This is a genomic window from Anaerobacillus arseniciselenatis, assembly GCF_001865995.1.
In the GTDB taxonomy this organism is placed as follows: Bacteria; Bacillota; Bacilli; order Bacillales; family Anaerobacillaceae; genus Anaerobacillus; species Anaerobacillus arseniciselenatis.
Genome location: NZ_MLQQ01000003.1, coordinates 11,625 through 26,522 on the forward strand (window position 1 = coordinate 11,625; position 14,898 = coordinate 26,522).

Genomic DNA, 14,898 nt, shown 5'->3' on the forward strand with positions numbered 1-14,898 from the left:
ACTCTCAACTAGGTAATTAACTTTTTAGGTTGAAAGTTTTTTGTTATGTTAGCAAAAATGTCGCAATAAATCGGTTGCTACCTCCTTTTCCAAGGTCTTGTCACAAATAGAATGAAGAATCGCCAAAATTTTACAAAAACTTTCAAATCTATAGTATTATAAAAGGGAAATAATGGTTTGTTGGGTGGAAGTAGAAAAACTTTATATACTTATAAACTTTTGAAAGGGGTTTCTTTTATGATTGAGATTGAATTTCCGGTTTTAGAAACAATTCATTTTAAAGAACCAAAAAATAAAAATATTATTAAGCAAATTATCGCTCCCTCTAAGAAGATCCAAGTGAAGGTTTTATCTAAAAAAGATGGAGCAATTGTTGTAAGCAATAATAAAACAAAATTCTATATAACAAGCTTTTCAAGAGATATCCCTGAACAATATGACTATGTACTTTTATCAAGTGTAAATCCTGTAAATGAAATTTTTTTTATAAAAACTGTAAAGTGGTTAAAACATCCAAAATTAAATGGATATAGTTGTGAAGCGGTTTTACAGTCATGGGAAAGTGCTTTTAATTATAAACTGGAAGATAGTAAAAATAATATTTTTGGTCTGCGTAAACCACAGTTAGGTGGATTACATAAAATAATGGGGCACCTTCAATTACCATTAGATATAGGTACTGTGGTTATGCCAACGGGTACTGGAAAAACAGAGACAATGTTATCTACTCTTGTAGCAAATAAATGTGAAAAGTTATTAATTACTGTACCGAGCGATTCTCTAAGAGAACAAATTGGGGAAAAATTTCTTTCGTTAGGCCTCTTAAAAAAGTTTGGTCTAGTGGATAAAAAAGCTTTATATCCTAGAGTTGGCATTCTAAAACAAAAATTTAATTCATCGAAGGAAGTCTTAGATTTTTTTAATCAGAGTAATGTTATAGTAACAACAATGAAGCTTGTTGCAGAAAGTATTGAAGAACACCAAAATATAATATCGAAAATAACTACAAATATCTTTATAGATGAAGCTCACCATGTTAAAGCTGCAATGTGGGATAATTTCAGAAAGTATTTTTCAAATAGCAAAGTACTTCAATTTACTGCTACCCCGTTTAGAAATGATGGACAAAGACTAGATGGTGAAATTATTTTTAATTTTCCCTTAAAAATGGCTCAAGAACAAGGATATTTTAAAAAAATAGAATTTTTACCGATTAGAGAGTACGATGCTAGTAAGGTAGATAGTTTAATAGCCGAAACAGCTGTAAAGCGGCTTAAAGAGGATACTTTTAAGGGGTATCCGCACATACTTATGGCGAGGTGCTCTACGAAGCAAAAAGCAATAAGGGTATTTGACTTATATAAGAAATATGTAGAATTTAATCCAGTACTAATCTATTCAAACATAGCTGGGAAAAAAAATATTTATGAATCTATAGTAAATAAAAATCATAAAATAATTGTTTGTGTTGATATGTTGGGTGAAGGGTTTGATTTACCAGAATTAAAAATAGCTGCTTTCCATGATATCAGAAAAAGTTTACCAATTACACTACAGTTTACTGGTCGATTTACTAGAACAAAATTTGATGAAGATCTAGGGAGTGCGTCATTTATTGCTAATATTGCTGATCTAACAGTAAAAGGGGAACTTGAAAATCTTTATGCTACTGATGCTGATTGGAATTCGATTCTTTCAGATGTTAGTAACAATAAAATTGATGAGGAGTTTGAATATAAGGATTTGTTAAAGGGATTTTCAAAGCTCAATCATTCTGAGATACCATTTCAAAATATTCGCCCGAAGTTAAGTACAGTAGTTTATAAGTCTAATAGAAAGGTTTGGAATCCAGATAACTTTTCAAATGGAATGCCACAATATAACAAGTACAAGTACAAGTTTTTTGATATTAACAAAAGTGAAAATATGGCTGTTTTTGTGTATGCAAAAGAGCATTACCCAGATTGGGTATACAATAAAAATATTTATAATTTAAGTTGGGATATTATTGTGGTTTATTGGGATTCTGATAGCAGTTTGCTATATATCAATAGTTCAGATAATGGAAGTCTATATAAAGCATTGGCCGAATCACTTGTTGGAAAAGATTCAATATTAATTAATAAACTAGAAGTTTTTAAAGCCTTTCATGAGGTGAAGCGTATAAAGTTGCAGAATGTAGGACTTAGATTATTTTTAGGAAGAGATATAAGGTATCGAATGAGTGTTGGAAGAGACGTTGGAGAAGCAATGAGTCTGGCAGAAAAACAAAGCGGTCAGAAAGCATATATAGTTGGTAGTGGTTATGAGGGAGGTTCAAAAGTAAACATTGGTTGCTCTTACAAAGGGAGGATATGGACAAGAAAAGAAGGTGATTTACTTCAATTTAAAAATTGGTGTTCTAATCTAAGTAAGAAGTTAACGAATGACGATATAGATCCTAACCAAATATTGAAGGAGACACTTGTTCCGGAAATGATATCTGAAAGGCCTAATTCTTACCCAGTTTGGATTGATTGGGATTTAGATATGTATGACTCATCGGAAACAAGATTTAAGTTTATGATTAATAATAACGAATATGATTTGTCAAAATGCGAAATCAACCTTCATAATCCAACGGAAGATGGGGATTTGTTATTTGCATTAGAGTCTATGTATGATCGCATAATATTTAAAATTCACCTATTTGAAAGAATAGTAGATGAAATAGCATATTCTGATTACAAAATAACCCAAATTTCCAAGGGGAGTGTTAAAGTTAAATATGGGAATAAAGAGGATGATGTTATTGATTTTTTTGAAGAGTTTTTACCAACCATTTGGTTTGCGGATGGATCAGCATTAAGAGGTAATGAATATGTAGTATTAAAGCAAACTATTGGATTCTATCCCAAAGAGGAAATTGAAACAATTGAATGGAAAAATGTTGATTTAAGTAAAGAGTCACAAGGTGTCTTTCCAAAAATAAAGGAATCAATACAGTATTTTTATATTAATGAATTAAAAAAGCTTGATTTCGATATCATATATGACGATGATTACTCAGGAGAAATTGCTGATATTATTACTATAAAGGTAGAATCTAAAGAAATATGCGTTAGATTTTACCATCTAAAATATGCATTAGGTGGGGTAGTCAGTAATCAAATTAAGAATTTTTATGAAGTTTGTGGACAAGCTCAAAAGTCAATTCATTGGAAGCATAAGAGTGGGGAAGAATTTATATCTCACCTATTAAGGCGGGAACAAAAGTCAATGAAAGGCGTGAAGTGCTCTAGATTAGAAAGAGGTACTAAAGATGACCTTGAAAAGATTTTTAACTTAGCAAAGAAGAAGCTTCCAATGAAATTTGAGGTATATATTGTTCAGCCCGGTTTATCAAAGTCCAACGTATCAGGAGATATATTAACGCTATTAGGTGTAACCGAGAGTTATTTAAAAGAAACATCAGCTACGAACTTAAGAGTAGTTGGTAGCCATTAGGTGTTAAATAATGAGGGGAATAAAAAGATAATTGCTGGGAGGCTTCTTTTTTCATTTCTTGTGTAACATTGAGATAAACTTTTTTTCGAATTTGAACATGTGTATATCCAAGTCTGTCCATAAAGTACATTAGTACATTTTACTTTGGATGATTTTAACAAATTTTTGTCGAAGTAGGTTTATTGAAAGCAAATAACAGAGTATGAGTTTAATTGTGAAATTAACTCTGGATTATTTTTATAGCAAGTCTGTAATGGTAGTGGTTTTATTGGAGGTGCAAAATGTCTAATGTAACACTATTGATATTGCGAGCGCTTTTGGAGTAATACTTTTTGTTCGTTCATTTATTCAACTTCACTGAATTAAAATACTCAACAGTTGAGCTCAATGCTTATAGTTGTTGTAAATGAATTTTTGGATCAAATTGAAAAGAGTTGACTCAGAATTAAAATTTTTCTTTTTTAAACCTTTTTACAATTTTCAAAATCAGTTATCAAGAAAAGGAATGAAGTAAATGTCAAATGATAGCGAAATACCAATTCTTTGTGAGGAAAGGTTTACAATATGTCTAACAGATTTTATTGGTGAACAAATAGTTACTGAAAAAGTAATTGTTGAATTATTAAATAAGAATATTACAGGTACGATTAATATAGCTGTTCTTAAATATTCTGTTAGTAAATTTGCTGACTTACTAAAGAATATTGCTGCAAGAAATATAGGTGTTGCTGAGAACATTCATAGAATTAAGTTATACCAACCAACTAAATTGAATTCAAAAGTCATCGTTGATGAGGCTAATCTAAACTTAGAGGAAGATATGGTACTGATCTATGGTGCCGAAAGGCTTTCTGAATTTTCTTTAATGCCAAATGTTGAAAAAGAATACGGACAAATAAAAATAAATTTATATTCTTCAGATCAAGTAGACATTGAAACAGGCATCTCACAGCTTGCTGAAATAAACGATTTGTTAGACCATCGAGTTTCTAACTTCGTATCTATTTTTGAAACTGGTTTAAATATCGCTAGAAAAGTTTTTGAGAAATACGAAGATGATAAGGGAATGGAAATTAATGTAATGTTCCGAGTTCAAGAAGAACCAAATAATATAAATATAAGTGAGTGTATCAAAAAAATAGAAAATATGAAGGTAAAAGAAGCAATTACCTTTATAGATCAACAAGACAAGTTACTCAAGGAGGATAAAGACTTATTAAGATTTATTACATATTTAAATAATGGTTATAAAGAAGAATGCCTAAAGGTTCTTCAGTCCAACTATGGTTCATTAAATAATTCAATGAAGTTGATATATGCGGAATTACTAAATAGTGGAGAACAGTATTGTGTATCCTACCAAATTTTAAAAGAGTTATATCATGAAGATAAATGGTTAGTAGGTTTGCCGAAAGCACTTATTATTTCTTCAAGGTATTTGAATGCCAATGAAAGAGAGAGTTTAATTGAAGAAATATTGGAATTGGGTTTAATAGATATTTTCCTATTGCAAGAATGTGCTAATTTTTACAATAAAATAAAAGACTATAAAAAATCAGGTGAATTATTCAGAAAATTATTTAGTGTAACTAATGATAAATATTTTGAGTTGTTAGCTAGAACTTCTGAACTTCAAAGTAACCCTCCAAGTAAGGGACATGATGCAGAAGGGTATCTCCTAGCAGTTTCTATAGATGAACCAGAATTGCAAAATGAAGTTTTTTATAGATGTGCATTAATTTGGAAGTTTATTTACAATAGTGCATATAAATTTGCAGAGTATATGTTTAAAATAAAACTTTCTTATAACTTTGATCACTCTAATGAAGTAATAAATCAAAAGATGGAAATTTTAGGAGATCTATATAATGTAGAAAAAGGATTAAAGCTAAAGCCTTTAGATAAAGAACGAGATAACGATATATTAATATCAAAAAGAATTGATCTAGTTATTGATGAACTTGAATACCTATTCATAGAGGATAACGGACATAACTTATTAAGAGGTTTTATAGATGATACTCAAAGTAAAGGTTCTTGGGAAAAAGGTTTAGTAAAAAAACTAAGGCAGCAAATCTTTGATTGGAACAATGTAGATTTGGCAGGGATAAATGATAGTTTTGATAGATATACTGAAAGTGACTTGTCTGAGCTTAATTCAAAAAATGCAATTCGTTTAATTAGAAAATATAAAACTAAAAAAACTCACGCGAAGAAAGATATTGAAGAAACGATTAATGGATCCATTATATTAGCCAACCAAGAAGGGGGAAAGCTTAATGAATTGTGGTTAAGATTTGAAGCCGCAACTTGGTATTCTTATTTAGGTTATTATCAAGATGCAAATAACATTGCTTTAACACTATTAAATTATTCCAACCGTATAACAGATGATTATGTTCTTAGGGATTATTCTTTTGCATTAGGAATTGCAGCTTGGGGAGATTCTCAATATAGATTGGGTAGAGAAGTTGAAGGAGTAATTTGCGCCATCGTTGCAATCAAGAAAGGAATTATTTTAAAAGATTATTATCTTATTGATAAGGGTCTAACAATTATACAATTATGGATTTCTAATAATAGTATCTTTGGTTCAGAAGATCGGGATAAGTTCCAAAACTTCCAAGAAAAATTCACAGGTACTATCGAGGGTACGGATAATAAGTTAGTTAAGATTCAAGGTTTTATATTGAAAAAAGAATGGGAGAAAGCATATGAGCTATTAAAACAATATATAATAGTTTTTGAAAATGAAGAAGATGAAGAATGGGCAATTCATTTCTCAAATTATATATCGGTATGTATTGAAAGTGGGAAAAAAGATGAAGCATTGGAACTACTGTACAATAAAGCATTGAAAGCAGCTCAGTTATTAGAGGTCCGAATGGACATTAGATGGAAAAGCCTGCTAATGTGGTCCCAAATTTTGTTTGCAGAGCGGAATTCACATTACAATTTATTAGACATCTTACTAATAAATAAAGATTTATTAAAAATAGCTGTAGAAGATGTTGAAAAGCAAAGGGTTAGTATGTTTCATAGAGAAGAAAGAGCAAATTTAAGTGATCAAACAAACTCACTCTTAAGAACCTATGTTGAAACCCTTTCTATTCTACATAAGTTAAGGGAGACTCCTGAAGAATTAAAGAGTAGTCTTGAGCAAGAAGTAATACTAAATTTAATAAAGGTTGCTCCGAGAACTATTGCTGAGAAGAAGCTTTACAATGGGGAAGTTTCAGAGGAAACAGAGAAGAAATTTAATCAGTACCTTACTTTGTATGATGAACTTATGAGAATAGAAGCTGATATTGAGAGTCATGAGTATCAAGAAAAAACTCAAAAGTTTGATTTATTGCAACAAGAGTTATTGTTAAGCCACCCCTATTTAAAAGCTTTACCGGTAATAGAAGTAAATGATATTTCAAAGATTCAAGATAAATTACTGGATAATGAAATATGTTATCAATATTGTTTAACACCAATGGGCATGGTATATTTATTGATTACGAAAAATGAAAAAGAATTTGGACATATATTTTTAGATTCTAAAAAAATAAAACAGATTGCTAATCAACTAGGTGAAACTTTCTCATCAAGTTTTGATATTAAAAACATTAGTCAGGTAGAAGAATTATGTAGTAATCTTTCAGAACCAATATTTTATCCTCTTCTTAATCAAAAGTATGTAGAAAAAATTGAAAACCTATTTATTTGCCCAGATATGTCAATTCCTTATTTCTCAACTTCTTTAATTAGAACAAAAACAGAATGGTTCTTACACTCTGTGGATGGTATTTATAATCTTCTATCAGTTGCTAATCTATTAGAACGCACAACAATAAGTGTTGAAGCAGAAGAAAATTGCAATATATTGACTATTGGATCAAGGTTGCCAAAAGGAGATGGAGCAATTCCGATAGCAGAAAGATGGGCTAAAGAAAATAAAACTTATTTTAAGGAAATAATAAACGATTTTGGGAAAAGTAATAAAATAGTTATAGATACGTTAAAGATAGAAAAGCCAACTTTATATACTATGATAGCGCACGGTGTAGAAGAACCTGATGTAAGCAGTGAAAATGGAGCGTTTCTAATTCTAGGTCCAAATAAACAATACTTATCAATTAGGGATATAGAAGATATAAGTACATATTCAGATAATATGTTTTTAATTACCTGTAGGAGTGGTCAACCCTATACTGATAATATGCAATCAAGCAACAGTGTATGGACCAATATGCTGTCTCAGAAAAATAATTCAATACTATGTAGGTGGGATGTAGATATAAGACCATCAATAATTATCCTAGAACATCTTGTTTCCAATGACGATAAACCGATTTGTCATCTACTTTGTGAAGCACAAAAAAAATTAATCCAATCAGAAGAATGGAAAATGCCATCTGCTTGGGCTGGATTCGAATATTGGGGTATCTAAATATCTAATAGAGGAATAAGAAATTGCTAACATTTTGCTAACGCAATCCAGTAAAAAACGGTAAAATAACGTTAAAGATGTTACAGTAAGAATTTAACAAAATCCTGATATACGGCACTCTAGGCACACCATGTTAAAGATATTACACACTCTCACCTTAGGGGAGGCATGATGTGATGACCACTCAAACCCTTGATATATAAGGGTTTTGAAATGATTTGCTAACAAAATGCTAACATAGGTAAAGAAATAGGGGCTTCTCATGGTTGAACAAACTAGTGAGAAGCCTCTTTTGTATTTTAGGTTCAATTGTTGATACTTCTGTCTGATTTAGTAGTGTTGAAACAGAGTTGGCCACAACACTTTATCACCACCTTGCATGACATAGTAAGCAATAAATTTTTCGCTAACTTGCTTTTGAGTCACTTGCTTTTTAATGTAAATGCAATCTGTAAAAAAATAGATTTATATTGGATAAATTTGTTATATATTGTAGAATTATATTTAGGACAAAGACGCAAAGAAGGTACATCGAAGAACAAGCAGAAGTTTACACTCTTTTTTATTAAGGGGAACTTCTGTTTTTTTAGTGCTCCGTATGCTCTTTGCTAAATGTAAAGAAAAGGAGTGAAGAATTTGAAATATTACTTCAAACAATTTATTAAAGAAAACTACTCTAGTAAGTCTGATGGTTATCTCTTCATATTATGGGCCGTTATTAAAAATATTGGTAAAGAGAATAGATTACATCAATCTATAAAGAAAGAATTAGAAAAGTTAGATATTGATAATTTCAACTTTGATAAAAAGAAAGAAATATCGAGTAGGATTGTAAACCGAATGAAGGCATCACCTGAGAAAGCTAGTGGTAAAGATTATTCAGGCCTAAAATCTATACAAATCAAAAACTTTAAAGGTTTTGGAGAATTAAGTGAACAGGATAGAGGTACATATATAGCGCTTAATGCAAATAAAAATATATTCTTTGCTCCAAATGGTGGCGGTAAAACTTCCTTTTGTGAGGCGTTTGAATATGCATTAACAGGTGATGTAAAAGAGGCTAAAAGGCGTGGTGTTAATAAAAAAGATTATATTACTCGTAATGGCAAAAAAGAGGAAATTAGTCTTCAATTTATTGATTCTCAACTAGAGTTAAAAAAGTTAGATGAACACGATAAACAATTTTTCCAACAATGTTTTATTGAAAAAAATAGATTACAAGAGTTTTCCTTGCTAGGCTCTAAAGATACTGGAGTAAAAGAAAAGGATGTAATTGCTATATTACTAGGATTGACTGACCTAGATGAACTGATTTCTTCTTTTGCTCAGTCAACAAGCTTTAATGTTTTAAGAAACGATATTCAAGATAAAATTAAACAGTTGGAATCGGATAATAAAACAAATGTTTCACTTCTTAAAGAATATAGTGAAGATTTATTAAACTTGAAAAAGGAAGTATTTAAATATTTAGAGGAAGGAGAAGAAGTTACAACTGAAACAATTAACGAAAAAGCTGATAAAAATAAGGAAAAAATAAAAGAGTATGAAGAGCGGATCAAAAAGTTATCTGAAAATCAATTACCTGAATTGAATATGGAAACATTAAGAAGAGAGATTGTTGATTTTAAAAGTAAGGTTAACGAATACCATGAGCTACAGAAAAGTTTGCAAGAACAAGTAGAAAAATTAAATCTTGAAAATTTCTATAGTGTATTATTAGAAATTAAAGATATTTCAAACGGGAAGTGTCCTGCTTGTGATACGGATTTGGAAAATGTCACGAAGAACCCTTTTAATAAAGCAGCTGCAGAGTTAGAGGATCTAAAGGAAATAAAAAGAGTAAAAAGTAAATTTGTTGTGCTTGAAAATAATTTATTGGACCAATGGTACAGTTGGTGCATAGATGTGATTAAAAATTATCAAACTTGTATTCAATGTTATACCGAATTATCAAACGAGGCATTTAACGATACTATCAATGTACTTCGAAACAAAATCAGAGACCACTCAAAACAGTCCAAGTTAAAGTTTATTGAAACTTTTAAGGATGAACTTGAAATCAAACAGAGTGAACTCAAACAATTTAACGAAATATATACCGAAACTAGTAAAAAGCATAAAAACGTTCAAAATGAAGTTGATAAGCTGCAGAGAGAAATAAAAGGTATTAGAGATAAAAACCAGGTATTAAATACAATTAAAGTCCAGATTACTTCGTTGGAAGAAAAAATGGATAAAGTTAATAAGGAAAATGAGAAATATGAAAAAAAGGTGGAGAAACTAGAGCGTTTAAAGGTTAAAGAAACTAAATATAATAGCCTTGTTACCGATGTGCAGAAAGCTTATAAGGAATTTTATCAAGACTTATTATTATTTAAAGTAAATGTAGAGAAAAAACAAATTGATCAAATCGGTGATAGAGTTCTGAAATATTATCAATATATTAATAAAAATGATGACCCATCAGAATATATAACAAAAATTAGGTTTGTACTGCAAGATAATAACTACAGAATTCAATTGACATTAAATGACTCTAATATAGAGAAAGATGCATATGCTTGTTTAAGTGAAGGTCATTTAAGGTCATTAGGTCTATCTATCATGTTAGCCGTTGCTGAGAAAAACAATGTGCCGTTTTTAATATTTGATGATGTTGTTAATGCAATTGATAGTGATCACCGTGCTAATATTTTAGAAATGATATTTAATGATAAATTCATAAAAAAGACTCAAATGATTATTACTACCCACGATAGATTATTCTGGGAGAGATTTTGTAATTTATATAAACGTTACTTAGCTAAAAAGAAAAATGAAGATTTCCAAATAAGCAATATATTTTCGTATACCAATAAAGGAACAATTCTCATGCAACACAATGTTGGATTTGAAGATAAAATATTAAAAGCACTAGAACAATATGATATTCGACAAGCTTTAATTTATTGTCGCATATGGTTCGAAACGTTGGCTACTGAATACTGTGTCGATAAAGAACATAAAATAACAGGAAAATTTTCAAAGGGAGTACCTTCAAATTTATTAAAGCCTACATTAGAAAGCATTTATGATGTGTTAGTAGATAATTTAGGTTCGAACTCATGTATTCAAAAAATAAGAAAAGATCTAATTAACTGGCGCGGACAAAATCAAGAACATCATGCCTTCGAAGAGAACAGTTATAACTTTGTCCACTCCAAAACTAGCGATGAAGTTAAAATTGTTTTTGAAGCAGTTAGAGACTTAGCAGATTTATTGTTTACAGAAAAACAAATAGACTATGTGGAAAGTTCAATTCAAGAACTTGAAAGAGTGTTTAGAAGCTTAGAGGCAAAACTAAATAATTCAGGTTTTATAACTAATGCCCCTATAACAGACATTGAAGAAGCTAAAGAACAAAAGTTAAAGGCTGAGAAAAGCTTAGATTACTATGAAACTAGAAGAGGAAAATTAAAAATGTTTACTGTACAACAATAACATATAAAAAATAAAAGACCATCCTGCCAAAACGGTGGCTGGATGGTCTTTCTAAAATAACTCCCCGTCAAAGCGGTGACTGGAAGTAATACATGATATAATATATGTAAATTATAATGCAATATTCACTTATAGTCAAGAGGGTGACGACTTTTGAAATACTCTATCTTTTTCGATGAGTCAAATAAATTAGATGCAGAGAAAAAATACTCTTATTATGGCGCGTATGGTGCAGAACAAAATAAGTGTGAAAAAATAGTAGGAGATATCCAACAAATATTAAGGTTGACTGGTAAGAAAAGTGAATATCATTTCACTGAATACAACAATGATAAGGATATTGCTCCATACTTATATTGTTTACATCATTTCCTCAAAACAAACTTTCAAATCAACATTTTTGTTGTAGATAATGATATAGCATTAAACTATGCTAAAAGGGCTGATATTTCAGTTACAGAATTACGTAATTTGTTTTACGTCAAAATTCCCGAAAGACTTTTTTACGGTTTGACTAGAGGTCTTTCAGATGATTATAGAACGGTTGAAATTGTTGTTGACCACAGCCCTGAATACGGAAAGATGAGAGTATATTCAAAGCTAAAACAGCAAATGAATGCACATGCAATTTATCGAGGAATGAAATATTATGTTAATAAAGCCTGGTATAAGGACTCCCATAAATCAATCCCTCTTCAAATTGTAGATTTATTTATGGGAATTGTTGTGTTTTTAATGGAGAAGTCTTACCTGAACATTGAAGACGATAAACCAATAATTAAAAGTGATCTTATTTATCGCTTTTTAATCGAAGGCAATAATATAGATTTATTTCAGAAGCAAATCAATATCTTTAAATGGGATGGAAAAAAAGATATTATTCATGAGGTGGATATTTCAGAATATTTGTCTCAATTTATTGTTTTTAAAACACAATATGATGTTGGAGAAATGACGAAGATTTCCAATATTAAATTACCAAATGAAAGTACTAAAGATTTACGGATAAAATTGGGATATACGAATAATCAATTAAGGATGTTACTTGGATATCTTGACCAACTAAATGGCAAGGGAAGAAATACCTTTATCATGCAAAATTACTATAATGAATTTTAGTTTATGCTAACATTTTGCTAACGCAATCCAGTGAAAAACAGTAAAATCCCGTTAAAGATGTTACAGTAAGAAATTAACAAAATCCTGATATACGGCACTCTACGCACACCAAGTTAAAGATATTACACACTCTCACCTTAGGGGCGGCATGATGTAATGACCGCTGAAACCCTTGATATATAAGGGATTGCCTATTGTTTGCTAACAAAATGCTAACATAGTGAAAAATAAAGGAGGCTTCTCGTGAGTTCAGCGAACTTATGAGAGGCCTTTTTTTCATTTCTTGCGTGACATGGAGATACATGTTTTTTGTGCTTTACCTGATCCTGCAAAAGCAGAAGGGACTAAAGCGAATGAAGGGCTTAACTTCTGTAACCAGCTTTTCGCAATTGAAAGAGATATTAAAGATTTAACTTATGAAGAAAGATATCAGATACGGTTAGAACAGAGCAAACCAGTTCTAGACGCTTTTTCGGCATGGCTTCGAGAACAAACTCCAAAAACTCTGCCGAAAAGTGCATTAGGAAAAGCGATCAAATACTGCCGTAATCAATGGGATAAGTTAGTAGTATTTTTAGAGGACGGTCGTTTGGAGATAGATAATAACAGAAGTGAGCGTTCGATTAAACCTTTCGTAATTGGCCGAAAGGCTTGGATTTTCGCAAATACACCGCGAGGCGCAAAGGCTAGTGCCGTTACGTATAGTATTGTGGAAACAGCTAAGGAGAATGGACTTAACTCATTTGCTTATCTAACTTATCTAGATTCACCGTATAGTGAACTATTAAAATATGGGATGTACGAGGAGCTATTTATTGACCATTTAGATGTTTATGTCTATTCACGCAGCTTTAAGGGTCAAAGGTTACTGGTGATCACCAATTTCTCAAATAAAGAAGTACAGTTGAATATCGGGGAAAGGTTAAAGGAAATTGTACTTGGAAACTATGAAGATACTTTATTGTTGAATGGAAATGTTACGGTTCGACCGTATGAATGTATGGTTTATGAGCTGGATTAATAGACAAAAATTTCATCATTGAATTAAAGGTTGGATCCTACTCGTTTTACATGTGTATCGTCTCGTTGATAGAAAAAGTAGAGTAATGGCAGCTGCTATCCATTGCAATATGTTTCTATATTAAAGTAAAATAATTATATGAAAATGATTTCATGTTCTTGAACAATGGAGTGATCGACAAGTGGCTACCATATCAGATGTTGCAAAATTATCAGGATTATCAAAAACTACGGTTTCGCGTGTGATAAACAATCATCCGTACGTTTCGGACAAAAAGAGAGAGCGAGTTCTAAAGGCGATGAAAGAGCTTGGTTACATACCAAACCCTTCCGCAAGAAGGCTAAGGGGGCAGTTAACTACAACGATAGGTGTGATTGTACCAAGAATTGTGAACCCATTTTTTGCTCATTTAGTAAATTCTATTGAACAAGCTGCGTACAAAAAGGGATATCAAATGTTAATTGGACAAAGTTATGAAGATAAAGAAAAGGAATTAGCCTTTTTAAATTTATTAAAAACAAAGCAAGTTGATGGAATTATTATGACTTCAACTGAAAATGATTGGGACATTATTGAATCGTATAACGAATATGGGCCGATTATTTTATGTAATGATTATATTAATCAAGAGGTAGCTCCTATGATCAGGTTGGATCAAACAAAAGGTGCATATTTAGGTGCGAATCATTTAATAGAACGTGGACATCAAAAGATTGCGTACTGTACAGGTGGCTTGTTTGATGAGCAGGGGAAAGGGAAAGATCGTAATCAGGGGTTTCAAAAAGCACTAAGTGAGGCAGGAATTAAGATTAATCCAAAATGGATTTTCATCGATCAACATACGATTGAAGACGGTAAGCATGTACTAAGACAAATTTTAGAGATGGAAGACCGCCCAACTGCTATTTTTACCGGCAGTGATGAAGTGGCAGGTGGGATTATCATTGAAGCAAAAGAGCATGGTCTATTAATTCCTAATGGCCTAGCTGTTATTGGATTTGATGATCAACCGATTGCGGAAATACTAGATCCAAAACTAACGACCATTCGCCAACCTGTTGATCTAATGGGGGAAAGGTCAATTGAAGTAATGGTTGAATTGCTGGTGAATCCAGAAATGGAGATAAGAAATTACGAGCTCCCAATAGAATTAATTGTACGAAAATCGACATAATGTGTAAGTTAATTCTAAATAAAGAACAACAAAGTGAAGCTTTTTAATTGTTTCACTTTGAATTTTCTTTTACAAGGAAAGCTTGATATAAGTGTATTACAGAGTAGTGCTTGTATGGTGTGTATAATTTTTGAGTGTGGTAATTTCAAAAGAAAGCGTTGACAGAGTTTAATGGTCAAA

At 31.2% G+C, this 14,898-nt stretch carries 6 protein-coding genes and 1 pseudogene; all 7 read left to right on the top strand.

Annotated elements, in window-relative coordinates; genetic code table 11:
• Window positions 1-237 precede the first annotated feature (237 nt).
• The 7 genes and pseudogenes from BKP35_RS05485 to BKP35_RS05510 all read left to right on the top strand — a co-directional run bounded on the left by BKP35_RS05485 (window position 238) and on the right by BKP35_RS05510 (window position 14,718).
• A complete protein-coding gene (locus BKP35_RS05485; protein ID WP_071312415.1) occupies window positions 238-3,486 on the top strand; it encodes a DEAD/DEAH box helicase in 3,249 nt (1,082 codons plus the stop codon).
• A 514-nt stretch (window positions 3,487-4,000) separates the two neighbouring features.
• Window positions 4,001-7,924 (top strand): hypothetical protein, encoded by a 3,924-nt coding sequence (locus BKP35_RS05490; protein ID WP_071312416.1) that lies wholly within the window; start codon window positions 4,001-4,003, stop codon window positions 7,922-7,924.
• A gap of 636 nt (window positions 7,925-8,560) precedes the next feature.
• Complete coding sequence (locus tag BKP35_RS05495; RefSeq protein WP_071312417.1) at window positions 8,561-11,404, top strand: AAA family ATPase; 2,844 nt, start codon at window positions 8,561-8,563, stop codon at window positions 11,402-11,404.
• 153 nt (window positions 11,405-11,557) lie between these two features.
• Window positions 11,558-12,523, top strand: a complete 966-nt coding sequence (locus BKP35_RS05500) for a DUF3800 domain-containing protein (RefSeq protein ID WP_071312418.1) — start codon at window positions 11,558-11,560, stop codon at window positions 12,521-12,523.
• 313 nt (window positions 12,524-12,836) lie between these two features.
• Window positions 12,837-13,286 (top strand): annotated as a pseudogene (locus tag BKP35_RS05505) (IS66 family transposase); the annotation flags it as partial.
• Window positions 13,287-13,319: 33 nt separating this feature from the next.
• On the top strand, window positions 13,320-13,544 hold the full coding sequence (locus tag BKP35_RS20190) for a cyclomaltodextrinase C-terminal domain-containing protein (RefSeq protein ID WP_337959633.1): 225 nt from the start codon (window positions 13,320-13,322) through the stop codon (window positions 13,542-13,544).
• A gap of 181 nt (window positions 13,545-13,725) precedes the next feature.
• Window positions 13,726-14,718, top strand: a complete 993-nt coding sequence (locus BKP35_RS05510) for a LacI family DNA-binding transcriptional regulator (protein ID WP_071312419.1) — start codon at window positions 13,726-13,728, stop codon at window positions 14,716-14,718.
• Window positions 14,719-14,898 lie beyond the last annotated feature (180 nt).

Bases quoted from the DNA above. Each gene is read 5' to 3' on its own strand.
- BKP35_RS05490 (WP_071312416.1), top strand. From the start codon at position 4,001: ATGTCAAATGATAGCGAAATACCAATTCTTTGTGAGGAAAGGTTTACA.
- BKP35_RS05485 (WP_071312415.1), top strand. From the start codon at position 238: ATGATTGAGATTGAATTTCCGGTTTTAGAAACAATTCATTTTAAAGAA.
- BKP35_RS20190 (WP_337959633.1), top strand. From the start codon at position 13,320: ATGTACGAGGAGCTATTTATTGACCATTTAGATGTTTATGTCTATTCA.